Genomic DNA, 22,691 nt, shown 5'->3' with positions numbered 1-22,691 from the left:
GCTGGTGCCGCCGCCGCTGGTGCCGCCACCGCTGGTGCCGCCACCGCTGGTGCCGCCGCCGCTGGTGCCGCCACCGCTGGTGCCGCCACCGCTGGTGCCACCGCCGCTGGTGCCACCGCCGCTGGTGCCACCGCCGCTGGTGCCGCCACCGGAACCGTCGGTGCCCCACAGCTTATGCAACAAGTTAACCTTGTCGGTACGTACCGTCGTCCAGTCGTCGTTGAGGATGCCGCCGGTATCGCCGCTGTCCGCATTAAAACACCAGTAGAAGGCGCTGCGCATGTTCTTGCCGGCCAAGTAATCGACCAGCGCGTTCTGCCAGGTCACGTCCTTCGGGTCGCCTTTGCCGTATTTGCCACCGAATTCGCCCGGTATCACCGCATATTTGGGTGAGAACCGGCCGAAGTGCTGGTCCCAGATGGCCGACATATTGCTCGGGAAGTTCGAGTCGCTGAAGTACGGCTGGCCGTACACGTCCGGGCCGTACACGTGCGGGCTCAGCACCAAGTGATCTGCCGGGATGTTCAGCGGGGAGCACTCTTGTGCCTCAATGTTTTCGCCCCAGAAGTGGGCGGTTGTGCTGGAGCAGACCGGATTGGCGGAGACACCTTCGACAAAGATCAGCCACTTCGGCGCGGCGCTCAGTACGGCTGCGGAGGCGCGCTCTGCCGCGGAGTTCCAATCTGTGGCGGCAGTGCCGGTGCCCCAGGTCGCGGAACCGTGCGGTTCGTTTTTCAGGTCAAGACCGATCACGCCCGGCACGTTGGCATAGCGCTTGGCGACGAATGCTAGATCGTTCTTCCACTGCGTTTCGCTGTAGGAGTCGGTGTACCACAGCTCGGAGATTGCATTGCAATCGGGCCTATGGTGATCGAGCAGCACGTACATGCCGCGGCGGCTGAGTTCGTTGATGATTGTGTCCATCAACTGCAACGAGTTCATTCCTTGCAGGTCTGGGTTTTTGTTGTAGTCGATGCTGCCCGGCGACATGCTTTGCAGGCTCTGCGGGCAGAATGGCAAGCGCACGGCATTGAAGCCTAGGCTTTGCATCTGCGTGATCATGTCTTTCCAGTTGCGCGCCCACAGACCATGCGTGACATGTTCCTGGGTTTCGAAACCGAACCAGTTCACGCCGCGTAGCTGCACGGCGTTGCCGCTGTCGTCCACGACCTGGCCGTTTTTGACGGCGTAGCTCCATGCCGAACTGCTTGCCACCATTAACGCTGCTGTCAACAGGCAGCGGGTGATACGGGGCTTGATTGACCGAGTCATCGTGTTTCTCTCCAAGAGTGGTTGGCCCAAAACAGGCCAGCCTAAAGTTTTTAGTGGGTAAGGGACTGCCTGACTGCCATCATCGAGATTATTTGAAAAAGAAGTCGTGAATTTCCGCACATCGGTTTTATTTGTCCACGGATTAACCATCACAACGTGACGGCGATACGTGTTTATGCGTTTTAAATTTGCGAGCGCATTTAGAAAATGCGAACTGTGCCGCTATTTGGGTGGTGCGTTTAATTGCATCGCCATGCACTGGAAATGCGTCAGTTCGATTTTTTGCTCGCGACCAGCCATGCACATGCAGTAGCTAAAGGCTTGGTCAGTACGCCCAGCTTGATCCAAATCCTCGTCAGCGGCTCGATGTTGCTGCCTCGGGAAGGGAGTTGCCGTCGTTGCTGGAGCAGGTCGGATTGCCTATGCTTGCCACTACCAGCAGCCAGCAGCCAGCAGCCAGCAGCCAGCAGCCAGCAGCCAGCGAAAGCGGCGCCAGCTTCAGCGCCGCTGTCGAGCCGAACAAGAGGATGCTGCGCAGTCGCGCGCGTTGGCGTCGCGGTTAGGAGGCGGGCCTTCGAGACTGGCGAAGGCCGTATGCTAGGAGACCTAGGCTCAGCTCCCGCTGGCCTGTTCTAGCGAGGGGGTGCGCCAGCCGGAGCGCACGCCCCAGAAATAAAACACCAGCGCGACCACACCGACCACGATCAGGTCCGGTCCGTAGGGCAGGTAGCCTTGTCCGCCGAAGGTGGTGCTGCCGGCCCACGACAATAGTGCGATGGTCGGCATGTAGAGGATCAGCCAACTGGCGCCGCGCAGGTGCCGGTGGAAATCCTTCCAGCCCTGACGATCCTGGTAATAGGCGTACACCGGCAGCGCCACCAGCATCAGCAGGATAATCTTGCCGGTCAGCGGCCAGCGCGCCCAGTACAGCAGTTCGGTGGCCAGTACGAAGGCCGCTGCTGCCAGCACCGGCAGGCCGATCAGGCGCAGCGGTCGGTGTATTTCCGGTGCGTGCCGCCGCAACGCCATCACGCTGATCGGACCGGTGAGGTAGGAAATAATGGTTGCCACTGAAATCACCGCCGCTAGGGTGCCCCAGCCGCGGAAGAAGAACAGGAACAAGTAGGACACCGCCAGGTTGAAGAACATCGCCGGACGCGGTACGCCCCAGTGTGGGTGTAACTGGCCGAATATCTTGGGCATGGTGCCATTGCGCTCCATGCCGTAGATCATCCGCGCTGTGGTGGCGGTGTAGGTGATGCCGGTGCCGCTGGGGCTGATGAAGGCGTCGACATACAGCAGCATGGCCAGCCAGTGCAGGTTGACGATGATCGCCAACTGCGCGAACGGCGAGCGGAAATCGATGCCGTGCCAGCCGGCCTTGGCCAGCAGGTCGGGCGGCACCGCGCCGAGGTAGGCCACCTGCAGCAGCAGGTAGACCACGGTTGCCAGCGCGATCGAGCCGAGCACCGCGAATGGGATGCTACGCCCGGGATTACGCGCTTCCCCGGCCAGATTCACCGGACTCTGGAAACCATTGAAACTGAACACGATGCCGGCGGTGGCCACCGCCGTCAGCACCGCGGCGAAGTCGATGCTGTAGGCCCCACCGTGCAGTCCCACGTGCAGGTTTTCGCTGTGGAAGCCGCTGGCGATCAGCGCGATGCCGCTCAGCGCCGGCACCACCAGCTTGAACACAGTGATGAGGCTGTTGGAGCGGGCGAACAGTTTCACGCTCCAGAAGTTGAGCAGGAAATACACCAACACCAGGGCTGCGGCGATGATCAGGCCCGGCACCGACAGCTCGCCGTGGCCGCCGGGTTGCTGCATGTACAGATCTTGCGCCCATTGCCAGGGCCAGGACGCCATGTATTGCACCGACGCCTCGGCTTCGACCGGAATCACCGACACGATCGCAATCCAGTTCGCCCAGCCGGCGATGAAGCCGACCAGCGAGCCATGCGAGTAATGGCTGTAGCGGACCATGCCGCCGGATTCGGGGAACATCGCCCCCAATTCGGCGTAGGTCAGGGCAATTGTGGTGATAATCAGGGAGCCCAGCACCCAGGCCCAGATCGCGCCAGGGCCGGCCAGTCCTGCAGCGCGCCAGGCGCCGAACAGCCAGCCGGAGCCGATGATCGAGCCCAGACCGGTCAGCATCAGAGCGAATGGGCCGACATCGCGGCGCAGAGCGGGTTGGGTCATGGCAGGGTCCGAACGCGGCGGCAGACCCGAGATGATCGCAGATACATGACAAGGTCGCACCATGGACTGTGCTGGGAGCCCGGCTTTCCAAGCCGATGGTCTTACGCAAGATTTATGTCCATGTGCCCTTTTGATCATAGCGTGCTTACGCCGCACGGGCCTAAAGTGCGGCACGTCGTTTCCGTTGGATGTATGTCATGTCGATTCTGCTGATACAGGGCCCGCACCGCGATGCGCCGGCCATCGCCGCGGCTCAGCGTCTGGCCGCCTCGCACGCTGCGCATGTCGTGCCAGTGGCCTGTGCCGATGCAGCGCAGATCGTTGCCCGGTTGCAGCAGGGGGCGCACGACGAGACCGAACTGGTGCTGTTGGATTCCGGCGAATTGCCAGCCGCAGATTTGGCCGATCATGCCCCGCAATTACGCGCGGCACTCGATGCGCTGGGTCATCCTTACATCGAAGTGCACGACGCCAGTGCGCAAGCGTTGGAGCCGTTATTGCAGCCGCGCCATGCGCCGTTGCTAACGGTGATCGCCAATGGCGCGTTGGCCGATAGCTATGCGATTGCGCTGGGTGTGGCGACGCGTCGTCTCGGCGCGCGTGCGGCAGTGGCAGTTTGAGGGTGCGCCCATGGCCATTGTGTTGCTTCGCGGTCCGCAAAGCGTAGCCGGTCATCGTGGTCGCCCGGGCCGTCTCGCTGCGCCGGTGATGACCCAGTTATTGGACCATGCTGGCCGTGCCGGCAAGAGTCTGGCGGTGCGCAGTTGTGCCAGCGAGGGGGAACTGCTGCAAGCGCTGATCCAGGCCGATTGGAGCGGGGTGGAGGTGCTGTTGCTGGATCCGGGTGCGTGCTCGGATAGCGCCGCGACCGCTGCCGCTGTGGCGCAGTTGCAGCGGCCATACGTGGAGGTCCACGACGATGCGTGCGATTGTCGCGAACCGTGTTTGCGCACGGCATCGCCGCAACGTCTGGGGCAGGTGGGTGGCTATCGCGCGCAGGGCTATGCGCTGGCGCTGTCGATCGCGCTCGAACATCTTGGCTGCCATGGTGATAAAGGCGATGTCCACGTCGGGACTTGAGTGCACGCGTCACTATCTGGCCGACTATGACGCCTATAGTTACGGCCAACGCGTTGCCTGGGGGACCTTGGCGCACAGCTGGTGCGACGATGCGCCACTGGATCCGGACCTGTTGCTGCAGCGTATGCGCGATCAGGCTGCGCGGCGACATGGTGTGGAAAGTGGCGATATCCGTATCCGTAGCGTCAGCCGTTTGTAACGGCGGCTGGCGTATTGCCGGTCAGTCTGGCGATGGCGGTGAGGTGCCGATGTAGTAGTGCGCTTGCGTAGCGATCATGGCCTGTGCATGCGTATCTCAATAATCCACGCCGACAGAGAACAACAAGGTACGTGGATCGCCCAGGGCGACAGCGCGTTGCAGGCCGCCGGTAAAGTAATCGTGGTCGAACGCGTTTTTCAGGTTCAGCGCGTAGTGCCAGTGACGTTGGCGATAAGCCAGGCCGGCGTCGAACACCATGTAGCCGGGAATGCGGTGGCCATAGGCGCTCTTCTCACCCTCGGCGCGGGCACCGCCGCTGATGCTCCAGCCGTCGGCCGCCCCGTGTGCGGCGTACTGCAGCCACAGCGAGCCGCTGTGTTTGGGCACGTTGTTCAGACGTTGTCCGATGCTGCTGATGCGCTGTCCGCCGTCGTCGGTGACCACCGCATCGGTATAGGCGTAGCCGCCGAACAGGCTCAATCCGCTGCCCAGGTCGGCGGCGGCATTGAGTTCCGCGCCGCGGCTGCGTTGTTCGCCCACCGCGATGCTGTAGCCGTCGTGGAGCGGATCGTTCTGTAGCACGTTGCGTCGGCGCAGGTCGTAGAGCGCCATGCTCAGGCTGGTGTTGGCGCCCACTTCCATCTTCGTGCCCAGTTCCACCTGGCGGCCGTGTTCGGGACCGAACACGGCGCCCCGCACGTCGGTCCCGGCGTTGGGATAGAAGGAGGTGGCGACGCTGGCGTAGGGGTGCACTCCGCCGCCGGCATCGAACATCAGCGCGGCCGAGCCGGTGGTCGCATTGGCGTCGTTGCGCGTCTGGGTACCGGCGCCGCGGTCCTCGCTGCGGTTTTGGCTGAGATCGTGGCGCAGGCCAAGCAGCAACTGCCAGTCGGGGGCGAACTGGATGCGGTCGCGCAGATATGCGCCGCCGGAGGTCACCACGTTGAGCGTGTCGTTGCTGGGTCTGGTCGGGCACACGATCGGGCTGCCATAGACCGGCGCGTATACGTTCAACGTGCCGACCTGGCAGGTGGATTGCACGTTCCACTCCAAGGTTTTGAACGCGTCGGCGCCGGCGGTCAGCGTGTGCTGCCACGCGCCGGTAACGACATCGCCCTGGAGATAGGTGTCCTGCACCCAGGTGCGCCCGTCGAATGCTTGCCGCATGCCGGTGCGGCGCAGGGTGCGCAGGTCGGGCGCCAGGCCGTTGCTGGCGATCAGCAGGCCATCCAGGCCGAATGTCTGCCAGCGTGCGGCATGGTGCAGGGTCCAGCCGTTGTCGAAACGATGGTCGAGCACGTCACCCAACCGGCTCTGGTGGCTGTGGTAGGGCGTCTGTCCGGGTTCGCCGGTGAACAGGGTGCGGTCGATCCTGCCGTTGCGATTAGGGTCGACGCTGCCTTCCCAGGGGAGCCCCTGCTGGCGGATGTAGTCGCGCTCCTGGTAGCTGGTCAGCAAGACGAAATCGGTACGCTCGCCCAGGTCCAGGGACAGCGCCGGTGCGATCCAGCGGCTGCGAAAATACACATGCTCGGTCGGGTCGTCGCTATTCATCGCCAGGGCGGTGAGTCTTAGCGCGGCCTTGCGATCGGTGGACAACGGCTGGTTGAGGTCCAGGCTGCCCTGGCGCAGGCCATCGCTGCCGAGGCCCAGATCGACTCGGCGCAGCGGTTCGGCACCAGGACGCTTACTGATTAGGTCGACCAATCCGCCCGGCAGCACCTGTCCGTAGAGGAGCGATGCTGGACCTTTGAGGACCTCCACTTGCTGCATGCCGAACAGTTGCTCGGCGACGCGATTGCTGCCGGCGGTGCGCAGGCCGTCCACGAACACGGTGTCCGATGCGGTCTGGCCGCGGATGATCAGGTCGTCCCAGCCGCGCCGGCCATAGGTGTTCGCGACCACGCCGGAGACGTTGTGCAGGGCGTCGGCCAGAGTCAGCGCTTGCTGGCTATCCAGCAGGGCGCGCGGCACCACGGTGATCGAGAGCGGGGTCTGCGCCAGTGGCACATCCGACTTGTCGGTCTGCACCGGGGCCGTGCTGCGGAAATCGTTCTGGGTGTCGGCGTGGACCTTGATGGCCGGCAGGGCGGTCGCGCGGGGGGCGTCACTGGCATCGGCCACATCGGTTGCGTGGGCAGATGTACAGATCGCCATGCTCAGCAGGCAGGCGAACGAAAGGGGATGCAGAGTCATCGAGAGCGGTGGGGGAAGTCCTAATCGAGAATGATTATATTTCGCGATGAGCCGATTGGGAATGCCCTGACGCCATGTGGGCATGACCGACACGCGATGCGCGATCGCTCAAACCGACATCCCCCCGGTCAGGCGCCTGACCGGGGGGATGTCGGTTTGCGATCGATACGTCTTGTGTGCGGCGACTGCTGCGATGGCCGCTCGCACGCCATCATCCAGCGTGATCGTGCCGGCGCAGCGCGTGCAAGCTGTGTAGCTCGCTTGTGCCGGCAGGTTAGCTGGCGACGCGGAACACGCCGCTGTGGCCGCCGGGCGGGCTGCCTTCGAACTGGATCAATGAGTCAACCAATTCGGCATGCAAGCGGATACGGCCCATCTCGCGCATGATCCGGATGTCCTCGTGGCGCAATTCCCGGTTGGCCACCACCTCGCGTTTGTAGTCCAGGATCTCCGGATACTTGCGCGCCATGTTCAGTGCATCGGCGACGCATTCCACGGTATCGGCGTCAGCGGAGAGCCGCTCGCGACTGTTGAATGCGGTGAGCCAGCGCTCGAAACCAGCGGTGCGGTCGAACATGTTGGCGATGAACCAGATCACGAACAGGATCGCGACCCACGAGGAGAAGATGATGACGATGCGCGAGAAGGTCAAGTGATAGTCGTGCTGCCACAACTGCGTGGTGATCACGCCGAGGAGGATCAGCGAGATCGCCTGCCAGCCGATGATCGACGCCACCAACCATTGTTGCTTGGCCCTGGCTAGCAGCGCGACTTCCTCGTTTAGCTGTGCCTCGCTCTTGTGCTGCCAGTGCGCGACTTGTTCGGGAAACGAGCGCTGGTGCAGCGCATTGTCTTCGAGCAGTAACCCCAACCCTTTGAACAAAGCGATCATGACAGGCTCCTTGGTAGATGCGGTGACGGAGGCGGAATGTCGTTTGCGATCTTCAAGCGCCTTCTTTCTAGCACAGTGGCCGGCAATGGCATGCTGCGACCGCACATTGGCGTAGTGCCTGGTCTTTGGCTAATCGCGTCATCACACAGCGTCCACGCTCATTGGTGCAGATCCGCTGCATTGCGCGCTTAACCTGCTGCCTGGTCCATTCGACCCTTAGATCCTGCGCAGGATCTGCAGCGCATCCTCAGGCGCGGCGACGATGCGGGGACGTGCCGGCGAGATATTGCGTGCCCGTGTAGTGCCTTTATCGCGCTATCGATATCTGGTGATAAAGATTGGCACAGAGTTTGCCGTGAGCGGACAGGCTGTGAAGTCTTTTTTACATGACTGAACACATGCGTATTACGCGCGGTCAAGATACCCAAGTTGCGGCCGTTGTATGCGGACCAACGCTGCTTCCTATCTTAATGCCGCACACTTTAATCGCTGACAGGAAGCAAGACCTACGTTTTGGACACAGCCTGCGGCGCATCGTGCGCGCGCCATTGCGTGCGATCGTGGTCTGGGGCGCGTCTTTGGCTGTGATATTGGCATGTGCAATGGTGCTGGTATTGGCACAGGATCACCATAACCGGCTGGCTGCGGCGCAGCGGCAGAGCCTCTCCTTGGCGACCAGCGCCGATGATCTGCTACAGATGGAATTGACCAATCTCGGTCGGTCCCTGCGCGGCCAGGGTGTGAGCGCACAGACATTCCTGGCCGATGCTCCGGCGCGTGCGCCGGGCTTGATCGAGGCTTCGTTACGCGGACTCCTGATGCGGCATCCGGAGTTGCGCGCGGTGGCGGTGCTCGATGCTCAGGGACAGCGACGTTTCGGAGGCGCTGGCGATCCGCAACTGCCCATGTGGACCACGCGCGTGCACTGCGGTGGCAACCAGGTGTGCGTCGGGCCGGCGCAGCGTTTGGCCGACAGCGAGATCGTGCTACCCATCGCGGTATCGTCGGCGGGCGGAAACTGGATTGTGGGGCAACTGCGTGCAGCCGCGTTGCAACACATCGTGCGCGATGTCGACATCGGAGCCGATGGCGTGGTCGCACTGATCGATGCACAGGGCATGCCGCTGGTCGTGAGCGGTCCAGGTGTCGATATGCAGCAATGGCTGCGGCCGGCACTGCTTGAGCGATTGCCGCAGCGCGTTGCGCTAGGCATGCGCACCGATGTTTTCGACGTCGAACCAAGAATGCTGGCGATCAGTGGAGGGCAGGCATATCCATTACGCGCGGTGGCCGGCTTGGGTGTGCGCGAAACGCTGGTGCGCTGGTGGTGGTTCGTCGCGACGGCTGCATCGGCCTACGTCCTCTACTTGCTCGGCTTCGCTTATTTGCTTGGTAGCCTGCGTCGCGCCGAACATCGTCAGCGCCAGTTACTGCAGCGGCTGAGTCGTGGCGACGAGGAGCTGCGCTTGGCATGCGACATGGGCGGCATCGGCACCTGGCGCATCGATACGCAACGGCGTTTGATGTCGTTGTCCGAACCCACGGTGGAGATGCTCGGGCTGCAACGGATGCAGATGAGCCTGGATGAGTTCCTGGCACAGGTACACGACGAAGATCGCATGCGGGTGGCGCAACTGTACGAAGATGCGGTGCATAGCCATGGCGAATACAACCCCGCGTATCGCATCCACATGCCAGATGGCCGGGTGCGCTGGTTGGCCGCGCGCGGTGCGCTGGTGCAAACGCAAGAGGGTCTGTGCATGACCGGTGCGGTGCAGGATGTCACCGAGCGGCTCGCGGTGCAGGCGCGCCTGTTCGATGCCGAGCGTCAGTTCCGTTTGATGTTCGATCGCAATCCGCTGCCATATTGGGTATTTGCGGTGGGTAGTTTGCGCTTCCTCGAAGTGAACCAGGCCGCTATCGGCCACTATGGCTACAGTCGCGATGAATTCTTGGAAATGAGCCTGCTCGATTTGCATCCGCGCGAGGATGCATTGCGGTTGCTGTGCGATGTGCGGACATCGCGCGCGGGCTTTAGCGCGCCGGACGTATGGACGCATCGGCGCAAGGACGGCAGTATGTTGTCGGTGTGCGTCCACAGCTCCGATCTGGAGTTTGCCGGCATGCCAGCGCGGCTGATTCTTGCCGAAGAGGTCACGCAGCGTCTGGCACACGAGCGCGAACTGGCGTTTCGCGCCAGTCACGATGTTGCTACCGGGCTGTTCAATCCACACGCATTGGCCGAGGCCTTGCGTGTGCATGCGTGCCAAGCCTATGCGATCGCCTACGTGCAGTTGCGCGGGTTGGCGCTGATCGGCGATACCCTGGGGCGGACGACCGGCGATGCGGTGCGCTGCGTGGTGGCCGAACGTATGCGTGGCCTGGGTGAGCGCTTCGGCCTGACCGCGCACCAGCCCTCACAGGATTTCGTCCTGGCGGTACTGGACCCGCAGGCGCTGGAGCAGGCGTTGCAGGCGCTGTTGGAGGCAATGTCGGCGCCGGTACAGGGGAGCGATTTTAGTTTGCAACTGCAGGCGCATATCGGCGTGGCGTTGTGCCCGCACGATGCCGTCGATGCAGAGGAAGCCATCGGTTGCGCCGCGCAGGCCGCGCATGCGGCGCAGGCCGATGGCTGCAGCATGCTGCGCTTTGATCGGTCCATGTCCGCGCGCATCGGCGAACGTCTGCGTCTGGCCGGACGTTTGCACGAGGCGATCGAACGCGAGGAGTTCGTGTTGTACTTCCAGCCGATCATGGATACCGACACTGGTGCGCCACGCGTGCTCGAAGCCCTGATCCGCTGGCCGCAGGCCGATGGCGGCTTCATTCCGCCAGACCAGTTCATCCAGGTGTGTGAGGACACGGGCCTGATCCTGCCGCTGGGGCGCTGGGTCATGCGGATGGCGGCGCAGGCGCGACGCGAGCTGGTTCGGCATGGCTGGTCGGATTTGCCAGTGGCGGTGAATGTGTCGGCACTGCAGTTTTTCGATGGCGATCTGGTCGCGGACTTGGTGCAGGCGTGCGCTGATGCCGATTTGGGCGTGGATGCCTTGCATCTGGAATTGACCGAAAGCAGCCTGATGCGTCAGCCGCAGCAGGCGCGCGAAGTGTTGCAGCAGTTGCGTGCGCTGGGTGTGCGCGTGGCGTTGGATGATGTCGGGACCGGATTTTCCAGCATGGCCTATCTGCGCGATTTGCCGTTAGATGCCTTGAAGATCGATCGCAGTTTTATCGACGGCGTGGATGGCGATGCGCGCAATGCGTCGATCTGCGATGCGTTGCTGACTCTGGGCCGCAGCCTGGGGCTGGAAGTGGTTGCCGAAGGCGTCGAAACACAAGCGCAATTGCAGTGGCTGCGCGCGCGCGGATGCGGCAGCGTGCAGGGTTATCTGCTCGGGCGCCCAGCACCGCTGGAGCAGGTGCTGCAAACACTCGGCGCAGTCCCGGCATGAGGTCGACGCGGTGATGGTCAGTCAGTGATAGTGGTTGTGCCGCTCAATTGACCAGGTGGCGGCTTGGAGAGTAGATCCAGCCAGAGCGAAGCATCGCGTATACCGAGATGGTGGGGCAGACAGGACGATTGCCGTAAGCGCATGCGTCGATCTTGTTCGCCGCTCAGTTGAGGACCGTCCCGGTCACACGATTGCGTCCATTGCGCTTGGACGTGTACAGCGCCTGGTCGGCGGCCACGACCAGCGTTTGCCATTCGGCTTGCGCCTGGATGGAAATGCAGTAGCCGATGCTCACAGTACACGTCAGGGTGTCGCCAGATGAGTCAGGAACCGGTTGCGATTCGATGGTGCACCGCAGGCGCTCGGCCAATGCGTGCACAGCCGCTTCGTCGCCATGGGGAACCAGGACCATGAATTCCTCGCCGCCGATCCGTGCCAACAGATCTGGGCGTTGAATTTGCTGTGACATTACATTGGCGATCGTTACAAGGGCCAGATCGCCTGCAGCATGGCCATGACGATCGTTGATGGCTTTGAAATTGTCTACGTCGACCATCAGTACCGCCAACGGCTCGCTTTTGCGTCGGGCGTCTTGCGCGCTGGATTCGCCGTACTGCCACATGACACGTCGATTGGCGACCCCGGTCAGAGCGTCTTGCGAGGCATGACGAACCAATTCGTCGTTCATCTCATGGGTCAGCATCCACAAAAAACCAGGTGTGATGATGGAGGTCAGCACCATGCGCGAGAGCAGCCCGAAGGTCGAGGTAGGGTCGTAGTTCACATTCACATGGGGATGGGTCCACCACCAGCCGATGCGCAGCAACAGCATCAGCGCCCAGAGAAAATGGAAGATGGCGGTGAAACGTGCTGCCATGCATGAGATCTTTCTGCCGTGGTGCCAGAGCATGGCACCGGTGGCGATTGTCAGCAGCCCGCGCAGGCTGCAGCCGAAGATCACCATGACAAAATAGTCGTGGTTGGATTTTTGCAGTAAGTACACCTCGGTGATGGCGATCGCCGCGACGGGAAGCAGTAGCCACCATTGCAGCAGTGGCTGGCATAGATAGGCGCTGACCGCGAACAGGACCAATAAGGTGGCCACGTCGAGGATGAGGTTGCCCAAGATGCCTACATGCGGAAAGTTGATGCCGAACCCCGGCAGCAGAATCACCGCGAAGCCGGCGGCGTATGCGACATAACTCACGCTCAGCATGAGCAGTCCCTTGACTCGCTTTGCCTTGCGACCGGTCAGGTACAGGGCAAGGAACATCAGGGAGGAGACAGCTGCTAGCAGAGCGTTGACGATCAACAACGTGCTAGCGTTGACCAGATGCCCAATCCATTCCACAGGTGTCCCAGTCCGCGGCTGCGAGAAGAGTCAGAATGCGGTCGATTATAGGGTAGTTTGGAGGCCCCAAAGGGCTGGCACGCTTGGTCTTCGGGCGTGTTTGCGCTGGTCTGTCGGCATCGACTCTCTATCACTGTCGCTATCTCTGCCTCGGCAACCTTGGCAGTGCGCTCAGCGTCTGCGGCGCGGCTCGTACCAGAAGTCGAGTCCCTCGCGTGATCGCAGCATGCCGCGTCCGTGGCGTAGCAGTTGCAGCAGCATTGCCAGGTGTTCGCTCTTGCTGAAGCTGCGTAGCTTGCGATCGGAGCTATACACCGGTTCGCGCAGAATCACGAAGCGTCCTTGCCGTGCCAACGCGCGGCTCAACGCCACGTCCTCGCCAGCGTAGTAGCGCTCGTCGAAGCCCCCGACGGCAAGGAATGCACTGCGCGTGCAGAACATGAAGCAGCCGGGTGCGATGCCGGTGCAGCGGAACAGCCAGCCGAATGCGGCCAGCCCCAGTCGCTCGTGCCAAGCGATGTCCCCGAGCATGTGGACCCGCGCGCCGCCGCCGACTGCACCGCTGTGCAGGGTACGGAACGCGGCCGCCAGCAGCGGCGTATTGATCTGGGTGTCGGCGTCGACGAACAGTAGGTGATTGCCGTGGCTAGCGGCGGCCCCGGCATTGCGTGTGGCGGCGATGTGCCGTAACTGCACCTCCAGCACCTGCGCGCCGTGCTGGTGGGCGATCTGCGCGGTGTCGTCGGAGCAGGCATCGGCGACGACCAGTATCTCGTACTCCAGCTGCAACGCTTGCGCGGCCAGGTGCAGCGAAGTGAGGGTATCGCCGATCAGGGCGGCTTCGTCGTGTGCGGGGACGATGAACGAAATCACCTGGACATGATGCGATGCCGGCACGGCGCTGACAATCGCGCGCTGCTGCTGGATTGGCGCGGGTTCAGCCCTGCAGTGTGGCCATCATGGCGGTCGGATAGCGGGTGCCGGCGGCGGCGTCGGCCGGGAAGATGGCTTGGATTTGTGCCAGTTCCTCGGCGTCGAGCTTCACTTGCAGCGCATTCAGGTTTTCCTCCAGGTAGGTCAGGCGTTTGGTCCCCGGAATCGGCACCAGATCCTCGCCTTGCGCCAGTACCCAGGCCAACGCCAACTGGCCGGGGGACACGCCCTTGGCCACGGCTAGGCGCCGGACTTGCTCCACCAGTTGTAGGTTGCGGGCGAAGTTGTCGCCTTGAAAACGCGGCGAATGGCGGCGGTAGTCGTCAGCCTCGAAATCCTCCGGCGTGCGGATCGCGCCGGTCAAAAAGCCACGTCCCAGCGGCGAGTAGGGCACGAAGCCGATACCCAGCTCGCGGACTGTGTCGAGCACGCCATCGTGCTCTGGATCGCGCGACCAAAGCGAGTATTCGCTCTGGACGGCGGTGATCGGGTGTACCGCATGGGCGCGGCGGATGGTCGCGGCAGCGGCTTCGGACAGGCCCAGGAAGCGCACCTTGCCTTGTTCCACCAATCGCGCCATGGCGCCCACGGTGTCCTCGATCGGCACGTTCGGATCCACGCGGTGCTGGTAGTACAGGTCGATGTGGTCCACGCCCAGGCGGCGCAGGCTGGCTTCGCAGGCGGATTGTACGTACTGCGGACTGCCCTCGATGCTGCGTGCGGCGGGGTTGGCCGGGTCCAGCTTGATGCCGAACTTGGTTGCCAGCACGACCTGCTGGCGGCGTCCGGCCAGCGCCTTGCCGACCAGTATTTCGTTGGTGTGGGGGCCGTACATGTCGGCGGTGTCGATCAGGTTGACGCCGCGTTCGAGCGCGGCATGGATCACCGCGATCGCGCTAGCGTCGTCGCGACGGCCTCCGTAAAAAGCGCTCATGCCCATGCAGCCCAGGCCGAGGGCGGAAACACGAAGGCCATTGCGGCCAAGGGTGCGGGTTTGCATGCGAACGTACTCCTTGCGTGGGATCGTGGCGTTGCGTCAGGACAATGCGCGAACAGCAGGTGCCGAAGCTGTGGATGCACAGCGTCTACCCGTGCACGGCCAATGCGCAGGTGGCGCTGCCAGCGTGGACCGGCAGGCCGCCACGCCGCGTTCGAACACGGCGGCGCGATGCGCCGTCGGTGACGTGCTCAGCCTTTGAGCTTGCTTGCGAACTCGGCCACACGCTTGCCGAGCAGGCGTGCGGTTTCCAGATCGCCACGGCGTGGCGCCTCGTCCGGCGATGCGTCGGCCGGGGAGATCGCCAGCGCACCGCCGGAGCCGGCGGTCCAGTTCACATCGTCGGGACCGTGTGCTTTCGTGTTGGATGGCATCACGCCGGTGCCGACCCAGAGCTGGCCGTGCTGCTGCGACAACGTCCAGAAATAGGCGATGGTGGAAAACTTATCGCCGTTGACCGAGGCCGAGTTGGTGAAGCCGGCGGCGATCTTGTCCTTCCATGCCTGCGTGAACCAGGGTTTGGAGCTGGCGTCGGCGAATTTCTTGAACTGCCAGGCCGGGCCGCCCATGTAGGTGGGGCTGCCGTAGACGATGGCGTCGGCCTGGCCGATTGCTTCCCATGCGCCGTCGGGCAGGTTGCCGTCCTGGTCGATCCGATACAGCGTGGCCTCGCCGACGCTGGCGGCACCGGCATGCACGGCCTCGGCTTGTTTGGCGGTGTGGCCGTAGCCACTGAAGTAGATGATCGCGATCTTGCTCATCGTTGGACTCCTGAGAGTGAAGGCGGAATACACGCGTATTGTGTGCATCCGCGTTGGTCGCCATGCGTGCTACTGGCGGAATATTGTGTTCGACCGGGGCGTGCCGCTCACGTGTCCGGCGCGATGCGCATGTCGCGCTCGATGCCGACATCGACAAGATAGTCGATGAAACTACGTACTTTCGGTGCCAGGTGGCTACGGTTGGCGTAGACAGCGTATACCCCGATTGCGCCGAACTGATGGTCGGGCAGGATCCGCACCAGGCGTCCATCTTCCAGCGCGGCTTCGGCCATGAAGTCGGGTTGTAGCACGATGCCCATGCCGGCGATGGCCGCTTCGCGCAGCATGTCGCCGTTGTTGGCGCGTAGACTCCCGTGTACTCGGACCTGGGTATCGCCGTGCGGGCCATGCAGAAGCAGTGTGTCCAGCGGCATGTAACTGTAGCTAAGGAAGGCGTGGTCGGCGATCTCGCTGGGTTGGCGCGGGGTGCCGGCACGCGCGAGATAGGACGGTGCGGCGCACAGGTGCATCTGTGCCTCACCGAGCTTGCGCGCGATCAGTGTCGGTGCCACGTGTCGGGTGATGCGGATCGCCAGATCGAAACCCTCCTCGACGATGTCCACCACCCGGTCCGACAGCGACAGGTCCAGCGCGACCTGCGGATAGCGCGCGCGATAGCCGGCCAGACGCGGCCCCAGCCGGGCGATGCTGAAGCTCAAGGGAGCGTTGATCCGCAATGTGCCCGATGGGGTCAGCGCCTGTTCGCCGACCGCCGCTTCCATCTCGTCGAACTCGGCCAGCAGCAGTTGGCAGCGCTGGTAGTACGCGGTGCCGACGCTGCTCGGGCTGACCCGCCGGGTGGTGCGGTTGAGCAGCCGCGACCCCAGCCGCTGCTCCAGCCATGCGACCTGGCGGGTGACGCTGGCGGTGGAGAGACCAAGTGCGTCGGCGGCGGCATTGAAGCTGTTGCGATCGACCACGGCGACGAATACCCGCATCGCCTCGAGCGTATCCATTGTTGCTGTTCCTGATATGGACCGTCGGTTTGAGGGTAATTTATTTCGCACATGCGCGGGAATACCCTGCGGTACTGCAAGCGCGCGCCGCCACCGCGCCCTTGCGGTGCTTGTGGTGTCTAGTCAAGTTTGGAAGCCTGCCTATGGTCCGTTTGCCTTCGCTCTACATTTCCCATGGTTCGCCGATGACCGCCTTGCAGCCTGGTCTGCTCGGGACCCGACTGGCGGAACTGGCCGCAACCCTGCCGCGACCACGCGCCATCGTGATCGCCTCTGCGCATTGGATGGGCGCGCAGCCGCTGGTTGGTGCTGCGGCGCGACCGCAGACCATCCACGATTTCGGCGGTTTTCCCGAGGCACTGTATGCGCTGCAGTATCCGGCGCCGGGTGCGCCGGCACTGGCGCAGACCGTCGCCGAGTTACTCGAGCGCGCGGGCCTGCATCCGGCCGTGGACCAGAGCCGTGGCCTGGATCACGGCGTGTGGGTGCCGCTGTCGTTGCTGTATCCGCAGGCCGACATTCCGGTGGTGCCGTTGTCGATCCAGCCGCAGTTGGGCCCGGCGCACCATCTGGCCCTGGGGCGTGCGCTGGCGCCATTGCGTGCCGATGGCGTGCTGGTGATCGGCTCGGGCAGCATTACCCACAACTTGCACGACCTCGGTCGCTACGCCGAGGGGAAAGAGCTGCACTACGTGCGTCCGTTCATCGAATGGGCCGAGCAGGCGCTGCGCGGCGACGACCTGGCGGCGCTGCTGGACTACCGTCGTCAGGCACCATTCGCCGAGCGTGCGCATCCCACCGACGAACATTGGTTGCCGATCTATGTGGCGATGGGAGCGGCCGGCACCGTCGGTCTGGGCGCGCAGCGCATCGATGCCGGCATTGACGCCGGGCTGTTGGCGATGGATATCTACCGTTTCGACGGTGTGTCGGCCTGAACGCGTCTCCGGTAACGTGCGTCGTGTGTGCTCTATCCCGGCTGGATTGGTCGCGCAAGCGATGGCGTTCTACACGCGCTATGACATTGCGGGTCTGTTTCTCTCAAGCCGCGGTCTAGTGCGCAACGGCGTTCATGCCCTGAAATACATGTGGTACGGGGTGAGGTCGTTATGCCGGACGCCTCGCGTTGCGTCCCGACGCCGTGTCGCACTGGTGGGCTGACATCGACAATGAGCGCGCGTGCAGGTCGGTGTGCTTGCCTGCTTCGGTTGCGTCGAGGACTTGCGTGCTGGTGTGGCCGGCGCAAACGCCAAGCGTCGTGCTTACACAGCAGTACGGTTGATCGCGACGGCGTGTCGTCGCGCAATACCTCATAGGCGCTGCAACACGTAGCTGTTCTCGAACCCGTGCACGCAGCCCAGGACGTGGAAGCCGTTGAAGTAGCCGGTCGCACGCAGCAGGTCCACGGCGGGGCCGACTTCCGGCGAATATGCGTGGTCGCCGTAATCGTCGAACACGACGAACCCGCCGGTCACCACGCTGGGGCCATACAGCAGGAAATCCAGCAACACATTGCGCCCGGTGTGTCCACCGTCGATATGCAGCAACGCCACTTGCGGCGTCATGTTGTAGAAGTGCTGCGCGCAAAACTCCGAGTAGCCACGGATAAACAGCGCGTTGGGGAGTAGCAACTGACGATAGTGATTGAATTCCTCGAATTGGTTCGGCAGCGCGAACGGATCCAGGCCGATGATCCGGCGCTGCCGATTGCAGACCTCGTTCATCAGCGCCAGCGACTTGCCCTTCCACACGCCGATTTCCACCAGGTCGCCGGGTACGCCCTCCAGCAGCAGGCATAGATAGGCCAGCAGTTGCACGTGGTCATGGAAGGACAGTTCGCGTCGCGGCATCGCCTGCTCGGCCGGCAGGCTGGCCTGGGCGTGCGCGAAATTCTCGCCAATCAGTTTCCAGATCTGCGCAATGTTGCCGTTTGCCGTCTGGGCGTCGATGAAACCATTGAGTTCTTGGATGGTCAGCATGGGGTTTCCGGTGGACAGGCATTCGGCGCGTGCAGTGGGGCGTAGCAGCCCCATACTAGACGATGCGTAAAAGACACAGTGCATGCGCGGCGCGATGGGTCGTGGGCAAATGCGCCTGTGCATCGTGACCTTGTGCGACCGCCATCGCCGATGCGGTGTCGTATCATCACCGTGTACGCGCGGGCCTCCGGCACCACGGTCCGCGCGATTCCGGCATGCCACCTGACTGCCACGCTGTCCCGCTACTAGACAGCGCGCCTGCGGTGCGCTTTGCTTGCAAGTCCCTCATTGATGGACAGTGCCGCTGACGCGGTGCCGTTGTCTGGACGAGCATGCATTCGATTGAAGTGGTTTTGGCGATGTTGTTGGCGGTGGTCGCCAGTGGTTATCTGGTGCGCGTGTTGCCGTTTTCGTTGCCGTTGCCGTTGGTGCAGATCGGCTTGGGCGCCATCATCGCCGGCGTGTTCAAGAAGGGCTACGCGCTGGAGCCGGAGCTGTTCTTCCTGTTGTTCCTACCGCCTTTGCTGTTCCTGGACGGCTGGCGCATTCCCAAGCAGGGGCTGTTCCGCGACAAGGGCGCGATCCTGGAACTGGCGCTGGGGCTGGTGGTCTTCACCGTGGTCGGTATGGGCTGCCTGATCCACTGGATGATCCCGACGATGCCGCTGGCGGTGGCTTTCGCGCTGGCGGCGGTGGTGGCACCGACCGATCCGACGGCGGTGTCTTCGATTGCCGCGCGCGCGCCGATTCCCAGGCGGCTGATGCACATCCTGGAAGGCGAATCGCTGCTCAACGATGCCTCTGGCCTGGTCTGTTTCCAGTTCGCGGTGACTGCGGCGATCACCGGCACGTTTTCGCTTGCCGCTGCCTCGCTGACGTTCCTGTGGGTGGCCTTGGTCGGCGTGGCGGCCGGGGTCGTGGTGGTTCTGGGTACCAGCCTGGCGCAGCGCTGGATCTGGCGACACGTTGGCGAGGAGCCGGGCGCGGCGATCCTGGTCAACTTGCTGCTGCCGTTCGCCGCCTACCTGTTGGCCGAGTCGATCAATGCCTCCGGCATTCTCGCCGCAGTCTCTGCCGGTATCAGCATGAGTTACGTGGAGTTGAGCGGCCGTGCCCCGGGGAGCATGCGTGTGCAGCGCTCGGCGGTGTGGGACATGGTCCAGTTCACCCTCAAGGGCATCATGTTTGTGCTGCTCGGCGAGCAGTTGCCGGGCATCGTGCAGGGCGCCATGCACAACATCGACGAAGCCGGGCACCTGAATCCATGGTGGTTGCTCGGTTATGCGCTGGCGATTTACATCGGCCTGTTGCTGTTGCGCTTTTTGTGGGTATGGCTCTCGCTGCGCTGGAACTTGCTCAAGGCGCGGCGTCGTGGCGAGCACCGACGCAGTCCACCGTGGCGGGTGGTGGTGGCGACGTCGCTGGCTGGAGTGCGCGGTGCGATCACCCTGGCCGGCGTGCTGACGTTGCCGTTGGCGCTACCCAGTGGTGCCGCATTTCCGACGCGCGATTTGGCGATCTTTCTAGCCAGCACGGTGATCGTCACCTCGTTGTTGGTCGCCAGCCTGGCGTTGCCGCGTTTACTACGCGGCCTGAAATTACCCGAAGAATCCAGCGACCGTTTGGAAGAGGATCTGGCCCGACGCGAATCTTCGCGTGCCGCGTTGGCGGCGGTGGAGAAACTGCGTCAGCGGCTGGTACAGGACAGCGAACATGCCGATCTCTACAACGAAGCGGCCAACCGGGTCAGCATGCTGTATCAGCGCCATCTCGACCATGGCGATGCGATGGAGAGCGATCCGGAGGAGGCGCGACGCCTGGACAACGTCGTGCGGCAGTTGCGCAATGCCGGCTTGCAGGCCGAACGTCAGGAATTATTCAAGCTTACCCGTCAACGCAAGGTTTCCGACGAAATCGCGCGGCGCTTGATCCGCAACCTGGATCTGCTGGAAGCCCGGCGCAAGAGTTGAACGACTCCGGTGTGCGGGAGCGGTCAACCGCACGAACGGCTTGGCTGCCAACCTGGCCTGGAGGCCGGTAGCACGCCGACGCGGTTCGTCGGCGATGCTGGCGGGTTTTCACGTATCCGCATCGTCCAGTCAGGTGCTTACTCGGCTTTGAGCCAGTACGCTTCGACGGTGCCCTTGATCTTCATCGTCATCGGATTACCACGACGGTCGCGCGATTTGCCGACCTGCACGCGGATCCAGCCTTCGCTGATCGAATACTCTTCTACGTTGTCGCGCTCCACCCCATTGAAACGGATGCCAACGCCGCGCGATAGCGCCTGGGCATTGTGGAATGGGCTGTGCGGGCTGAGGGCCAGGTGATCGGGGGGCGTATCGGACATCGGATAAGTTGACGTGTGGCGGCGGACAGCGCCGTCTTCCGGTGGCGAAGCATAAATGCTCGCGACGCCGTTGCCGAGCTTCGTTGCGCTTCCGTCGCCGCGTCGGGCACGGCACACTGGCCGTCCCGTGATGCCGATTGCACCGCCATGCCCGATAACAGTGCCGACTACGAAGACCCCCAGGACGCGTTCGGCGATGTGGACGAGGACGACCCGGACACCCAGCAAGGGCTGATCTGGAACCTGCTGTTGCTGATTAATCCCGGCGACGAGGAAAGCGCGCTGCGTCAGTTCGATGCCTACCGCGAACTTGCTGGCGAGACTGAGCGCGATGGCCAGGATTGGCTATGGGTGCTGAAGGACGCGATCGACTGGAGCGCCGGTTTCTACGTGGACGGCAACGATTGCGAGGCACTGATCGGGGCGATTGATGAATTGGCCGCGCGCTGGAACCTGCGCATCGATTGGGGCGGCGACGTCGATGACGAGGATTTTTTCGAGAGCCACGATGCCGTGTCGCTGTTGACGCTGGCCGATGAGCGCTTGCGCGAATATGGCTATAGCGTCTGGTGCTGGGACACCGGCAACGCGTTCCGTGCCGGCTGGATGGCACGCAGCCGCGATGACCAGGATATGCAGCGGTTGGCCGCGATACTCGGGATCGATCTGCGCCCAGGCAGCGATCCGTTTTGATGGATCGAAGGTGCTGGATCAGGTCCGGGCCGCGAACGGCCCGGACCCGCCTTGCATGGACGTCAGTTTTTGGCCGTCTTAGCGATCACCGGCGCACTTACCTTCGCCCCGCCCTTGTTGATGGAGACGACCAGGAATTTGTAGGCCGTGTCGGGTGTGAAGCCTTGCAGCGAGGATTGCGTGTCGCGGGTGACCGCATACGAAACGATTTGGCTGGTGGGGCTATACGCGAGTACCAGGTAGCCGGTCGCGTTGGCCGCAGCGCTCCATTGCACTGTGCTGGTCGTCTTGGTGGTGCTGACGCTGACGCCGCGCGGCCGATCCGGCGGTGGCGTGTTGCTGTCCTTGCCATGCAGCAGTGAGTTGAACAACAGCGACCAGGATGCCATCGAGCCCAGACCGGTGGTGTTGTCGTAGCCCAAACCGGCGGAAAAACCGGCGACGCCGTTGAACAGGCCAGCGACGCCGTTGCTGCCTTCGATGATATCGTAGGTGCTCGTGGAGACGGTACCTTTGATGTTGCTGTAGAGGAATGGATTGGCGAAGCCGATCCCGTTCAGGCCTGCGTACCGGCGTGCCTGACTGGCGATGGTCATGAAACTGGCCCAGATCGGCGCCGAGAGACTGGTGCCGCCCACGACCCTCCAGCCACCCTCCAGTTCGGAGTAGATCGCAATCGCCGTGGCGGGGTTGCCAGCGGCGGCCACGTCGGGGAAATTGCGCAGCGTGGACGAGCCACCGTTAGGCGTGGCGATCGACACGGTTTTGCCGTTGCTGTCTTGGATCAGTTGGTAATCGGGGATCGGCCAGTAGCTGCTGGTGCCGCCGCCGGTCGCGCCTAATCCCTCGCCGAGCAGATTCCAGGCTTCCTCGGCCAGATAGCCGCCGTCCTGTCGAGTGAACAGGGTGGTACCGCCCACTGAGGTGACCAGCGGTTGGGTACCCGGATCCTCGCCGTGCAAGCCCTTGCCGGTGCGCCCGTAAGCGCCCTCGTCGCCGGAACTGGCGTAGACGCCCTGACCTTGCGCCACCATCTGTGTCAGGACCTGGCCTTCGGCAGCCAGTGCCTGAGTGCCCATCCGCTCCTCATCCAGGCCGTAGGAAATGCTGATCGTCTGCGCCGTATTGTCGTCGGCCATTGCGCCCAATGACGCCAGCATCGCCACCGGATACGCGTCGTCGCCTTCCTCGTAGACCAGGATCTGCTGCAACTGCGGATTCACCGCGATCGCCGCGTCGATGTCTAGAGCGTGTTATGAACTTTGAAGTAGAGACGTTGCATTTCCAAGCATGAGCATTGAGAAGACGACGAAGT

At 63.1% G+C, this 22,691-nt stretch carries 19 protein-coding genes; 7 read left to right on the top strand and 12 right to left on the bottom strand.

The window, feature by feature from the left end:
* Together XALGPE39_RS13825 and XALGPE39_RS13820 are read right to left on the bottom strand one after the other, a co-directional pair.
* Window positions 1–1,218 (bottom strand): glycoside hydrolase family 5 protein (locus XALGPE39_RS13825; protein WP_235429916.1); only part of this gene is annotated, 1,218 nt, incomplete at its 3' end.
* Between the two features lie 666 nt (window positions 1,219–1,884).
* On the bottom strand, window positions 1,885–3,477 hold the full coding sequence (locus tag XALGPE39_RS13820) for an APC family permease (protein WP_045728676.1): 1,593 nt from the start codon (window positions 3,475–3,477) through the stop codon (window positions 1,885–1,887).
* A gap of 197 nt (window positions 3,478–3,674) precedes the next feature.
* Here XALGPE39_RS13820 and XALGPE39_RS13815 point away from each other — a divergent pair, with 197 nt between their 5' ends.
* From XALGPE39_RS13815 to XALGPE39_RS13805, 3 genes are read left to right on the top strand one after another with little or no spacing between them, the layout of a single operon-like run.
* Window positions 3,675–4,097, top strand: a complete 423-nt coding sequence (locus tag XALGPE39_RS13815; RefSeq protein ID WP_045729232.1) for a hypothetical protein — start codon at window positions 3,675–3,677, stop codon at window positions 4,095–4,097.
* A 10-nt stretch (window positions 4,098–4,107) separates the two neighbouring features.
* A complete protein-coding gene (locus tag XALGPE39_RS13810) occupies window positions 4,108–4,557 on the top strand; it encodes a type II 3-dehydroquinate dehydratase (RefSeq protein WP_045728675.1) in 450 nt (149 codons plus the stop codon).
* Window positions 4,538–4,756, top strand: coding sequence for a hypothetical protein (locus XALGPE39_RS13805; protein WP_045728674.1), 219 nt, complete (start codon window positions 4,538–4,540; stop codon window positions 4,754–4,756). Before XALGPE39_RS13810 ends, XALGPE39_RS13805 begins: the two co-directional genes overlap by 20 nt.
* A 96-nt stretch (window positions 4,757–4,852) precedes the next feature.
* Here the strand turns inward: XALGPE39_RS13805 and XALGPE39_RS13800 are convergent, their stop codons facing one another.
* Both XALGPE39_RS13800 and XALGPE39_RS13795 read right to left on the bottom strand, forming a co-directional pair.
* Window positions 4,853–6,952: a TonB-dependent siderophore receptor gene (locus XALGPE39_RS13800; RefSeq protein WP_045728673.1), complete on the bottom strand. Its 2,100-nt coding sequence runs from the start codon at window positions 6,950–6,952 to the stop codon at window positions 4,853–4,855.
* Window positions 6,953–7,226: 274 nt separating this feature from the next.
* Window positions 7,227–7,844, bottom strand: coding sequence for a hypothetical protein (locus XALGPE39_RS13795; RefSeq protein WP_045728672.1), 618 nt, complete (start codon window positions 7,842–7,844; stop codon window positions 7,227–7,229).
* A gap of 602 nt (window positions 7,845–8,446) precedes the next feature.
* On the opposite strand from XALGPE39_RS13795, the gene XALGPE39_RS13790 reads away from it, so the two are divergent.
* The gene (locus XALGPE39_RS13790) at window positions 8,447–11,296 is read left to right on the top strand and encodes an EAL domain-containing protein (protein ID WP_235429823.1); all 2,850 of its coding nucleotides are present in this window, start codon (window positions 8,447–8,449) and stop codon (window positions 11,294–11,296) included.
* A 163-nt stretch (window positions 11,297–11,459) separates the two neighbouring features.
* Here XALGPE39_RS13790 and XALGPE39_RS13785 read toward each other — a convergent pair whose 3' ends face one another.
* The 5 genes from XALGPE39_RS13785 to XALGPE39_RS13760 all read right to left on the bottom strand — a co-directional run bounded on the left by XALGPE39_RS13785 (window position 11,460) and on the right by XALGPE39_RS13760 (window position 16,354).
* Window positions 11,460–12,611, bottom strand: a complete 1,152-nt coding sequence (locus XALGPE39_RS13785; protein WP_235429822.1) for a GGDEF domain-containing protein — start codon at window positions 12,609–12,611, stop codon at window positions 11,460–11,462.
* Between the two features lie 207 nt (window positions 12,612–12,818).
* Window positions 12,819–13,520, bottom strand: coding sequence for a glycosyltransferase (locus tag XALGPE39_RS13780; RefSeq protein ID WP_045729231.1), 702 nt, complete (start codon window positions 13,518–13,520; stop codon window positions 12,819–12,821).
* Between the two features lie 64 nt (window positions 13,521–13,584).
* Complete coding sequence (locus XALGPE39_RS13775; RefSeq protein WP_045728669.1) at window positions 13,585–14,580, bottom strand: aldo/keto reductase; 996 nt, start codon at window positions 14,578–14,580, stop codon at window positions 13,585–13,587.
* Between the two features lie 188 nt (window positions 14,581–14,768).
* Window positions 14,769–15,338 (bottom strand): flavodoxin family protein, encoded by a 570-nt coding sequence (locus XALGPE39_RS13765; RefSeq protein WP_045728667.1) that lies wholly within the window; start codon window positions 15,336–15,338, stop codon window positions 14,769–14,771.
* Window positions 15,339–15,445: 107 nt separating this feature from the next.
* Entirely contained in the window at window positions 15,446–16,354 is a 909-nt protein-coding gene (locus XALGPE39_RS13760) for a LysR family transcriptional regulator (protein ID WP_045728666.1), read from the bottom strand.
* Between the two features lie 143 nt (window positions 16,355–16,497).
* Here XALGPE39_RS13760 and XALGPE39_RS13755 point away from each other — a divergent pair, with 143 nt between their 5' ends.
* Window positions 16,498–17,292: a class III extradiol ring-cleavage dioxygenase gene (locus tag XALGPE39_RS13755; protein WP_045728665.1), complete on the top strand. Its 795-nt coding sequence runs from the start codon at window positions 16,498–16,500 to the stop codon at window positions 17,290–17,292.
* Window positions 17,293–17,664: 372 nt separating this feature from the next.
* Here the strand turns inward: XALGPE39_RS13755 and XALGPE39_RS13750 are convergent, their stop codons facing one another.
* Complete coding sequence (locus XALGPE39_RS13750) at window positions 17,665–18,333, bottom strand: class I SAM-dependent methyltransferase (protein WP_045729230.1); 669 nt, start codon at window positions 18,331–18,333, stop codon at window positions 17,665–17,667.
* A 332-nt stretch (window positions 18,334–18,665) separates the two neighbouring features.
* On the opposite strand from XALGPE39_RS13750, the gene XALGPE39_RS13745 reads away from it, so the two are divergent.
* On the top strand, window positions 18,666–20,303 hold the full coding sequence (locus XALGPE39_RS13745) for a Na+/H+ antiporter (RefSeq protein ID WP_045728664.1): 1,638 nt from the start codon (window positions 18,666–18,668) through the stop codon (window positions 20,301–20,303).
* A 137-nt stretch (window positions 20,304–20,440) separates the two neighbouring features.
* On the opposite strand, the gene XALGPE39_RS13740 is transcribed toward XALGPE39_RS13745, so the two are convergent.
* Entirely contained in the window at window positions 20,441–20,683 is a 243-nt protein-coding gene (locus XALGPE39_RS13740) for a DUF3297 family protein (protein WP_045728663.1), read from the bottom strand.
* 147 nt (window positions 20,684–20,830) lie between these two features.
* Here XALGPE39_RS13740 and XALGPE39_RS13735 point away from each other — a divergent pair, with 147 nt between their 5' ends.
* Window positions 20,831–21,376, top strand: a complete 546-nt coding sequence (locus XALGPE39_RS13735) for a hypothetical protein (protein ID WP_045728662.1) — start codon at window positions 20,831–20,833, stop codon at window positions 21,374–21,376.
* A 62-nt stretch (window positions 21,377–21,438) separates the two neighbouring features.
* Here XALGPE39_RS13735 and XALGPE39_RS13730 read toward each other — a convergent pair whose 3' ends face one another.
* Window positions 21,439–22,599, bottom strand: a complete 1,161-nt coding sequence (locus XALGPE39_RS13730; protein ID WP_235429821.1) for a S53 family peptidase — start codon at window positions 22,597–22,599, stop codon at window positions 21,439–21,441.
* Between the last annotated feature and the right edge of the window lie 92 nt (window positions 22,600–22,691).

The sequence above is a fragment of the Xanthomonas sp. GPE 39 genome (genome assembly GCF_000963005.1).
In the GTDB taxonomy this organism is placed as follows: domain Bacteria; phylum Pseudomonadota; class Gammaproteobacteria; order Xanthomonadales; family Xanthomonadaceae; genus Xanthomonas_A.
Note: the sequence above shows the minus strand (reverse complement) of the source record. Positions and strands in the feature narration are given on the sequence as shown.

What these genes read in the sequence shown, in the direction of transcription:
- XALGPE39_RS13795 (WP_045728672.1), bottom strand. Translation starts at nt 7,844, where the DNA reads ATGATCGCTTTGTTCAAAGGGTTGGGGTTACTGCTCGAAGACAATGCG.
- XALGPE39_RS13810 (WP_045728675.1), top strand. Translation starts at nt 4,108, where the DNA reads ATGGCCATTGTGTTGCTTCGCGGTCCGCAAAGCGTAGCCGGTCATCGT.
- XALGPE39_RS13735 (WP_045728662.1), top strand. Translation starts at nt 20,831, where the DNA reads ATGCCCGATAACAGTGCCGACTACGAAGACCCCCAGGACGCGTTCGGC.
- XALGPE39_RS13755 (WP_045728665.1), top strand. Translation starts at nt 16,498, where the DNA reads ATGGTCCGTTTGCCTTCGCTCTACATTTCCCATGGTTCGCCGATGACC.
- XALGPE39_RS13760 (WP_045728666.1), bottom strand. Translation starts at nt 16,354, where the DNA reads ATGGATACGCTCGAGGCGATGCGGGTATTCGTCGCCGTGGTCGATCGC.
- XALGPE39_RS13805 (WP_045728674.1), top strand. Translation starts at nt 4,538, where the DNA reads ATGTCCACGTCGGGACTTGAGTGCACGCGTCACTATCTGGCCGACTAT.
- XALGPE39_RS13820 (WP_045728676.1), bottom strand. Translation starts at nt 3,477, where the DNA reads ATGACCCAACCCGCTCTGCGCCGCGATGTCGGCCCATTCGCTCTGATG.
- XALGPE39_RS13750 (WP_045729230.1), bottom strand. Translation starts at nt 18,333, where the DNA reads ATGCTGACCATCCAAGAACTCAATGGTTTCATCGACGCCCAGACGGCA.
- XALGPE39_RS13745 (WP_045728664.1), top strand. Translation starts at nt 18,666, where the DNA reads ATGCATTCGATTGAAGTGGTTTTGGCGATGTTGTTGGCGGTGGTCGCC.
- XALGPE39_RS13775 (WP_045728669.1), bottom strand. Translation starts at nt 14,580, where the DNA reads ATGCAAACCCGCACCCTTGGCCGCAATGGCCTTCGTGTTTCCGCCCTC.
- XALGPE39_RS13765 (WP_045728667.1), bottom strand. Translation starts at nt 15,338, where the DNA reads ATGAGCAAGATCGCGATCATCTACTTCAGTGGCTACGGCCACACCGCC.
- XALGPE39_RS13815 (WP_045729232.1), top strand. Translation starts at nt 3,675, where the DNA reads ATGTCGATTCTGCTGATACAGGGCCCGCACCGCGATGCGCCGGCCATC.
- XALGPE39_RS13790 (WP_235429823.1), top strand. Translation starts at nt 8,447, where the DNA reads ATGGTGCTGGTATTGGCACAGGATCACCATAACCGGCTGGCTGCGGCG.
- XALGPE39_RS13740 (WP_045728663.1), bottom strand. Translation starts at nt 20,683, where the DNA reads ATGTCCGATACGCCCCCCGATCACCTGGCCCTCAGCCCGCACAGCCCA.
- XALGPE39_RS13800 (WP_045728673.1), bottom strand. Translation starts at nt 6,952, where the DNA reads ATGACTCTGCATCCCCTTTCGTTCGCCTGCCTGCTGAGCATGGCGATC.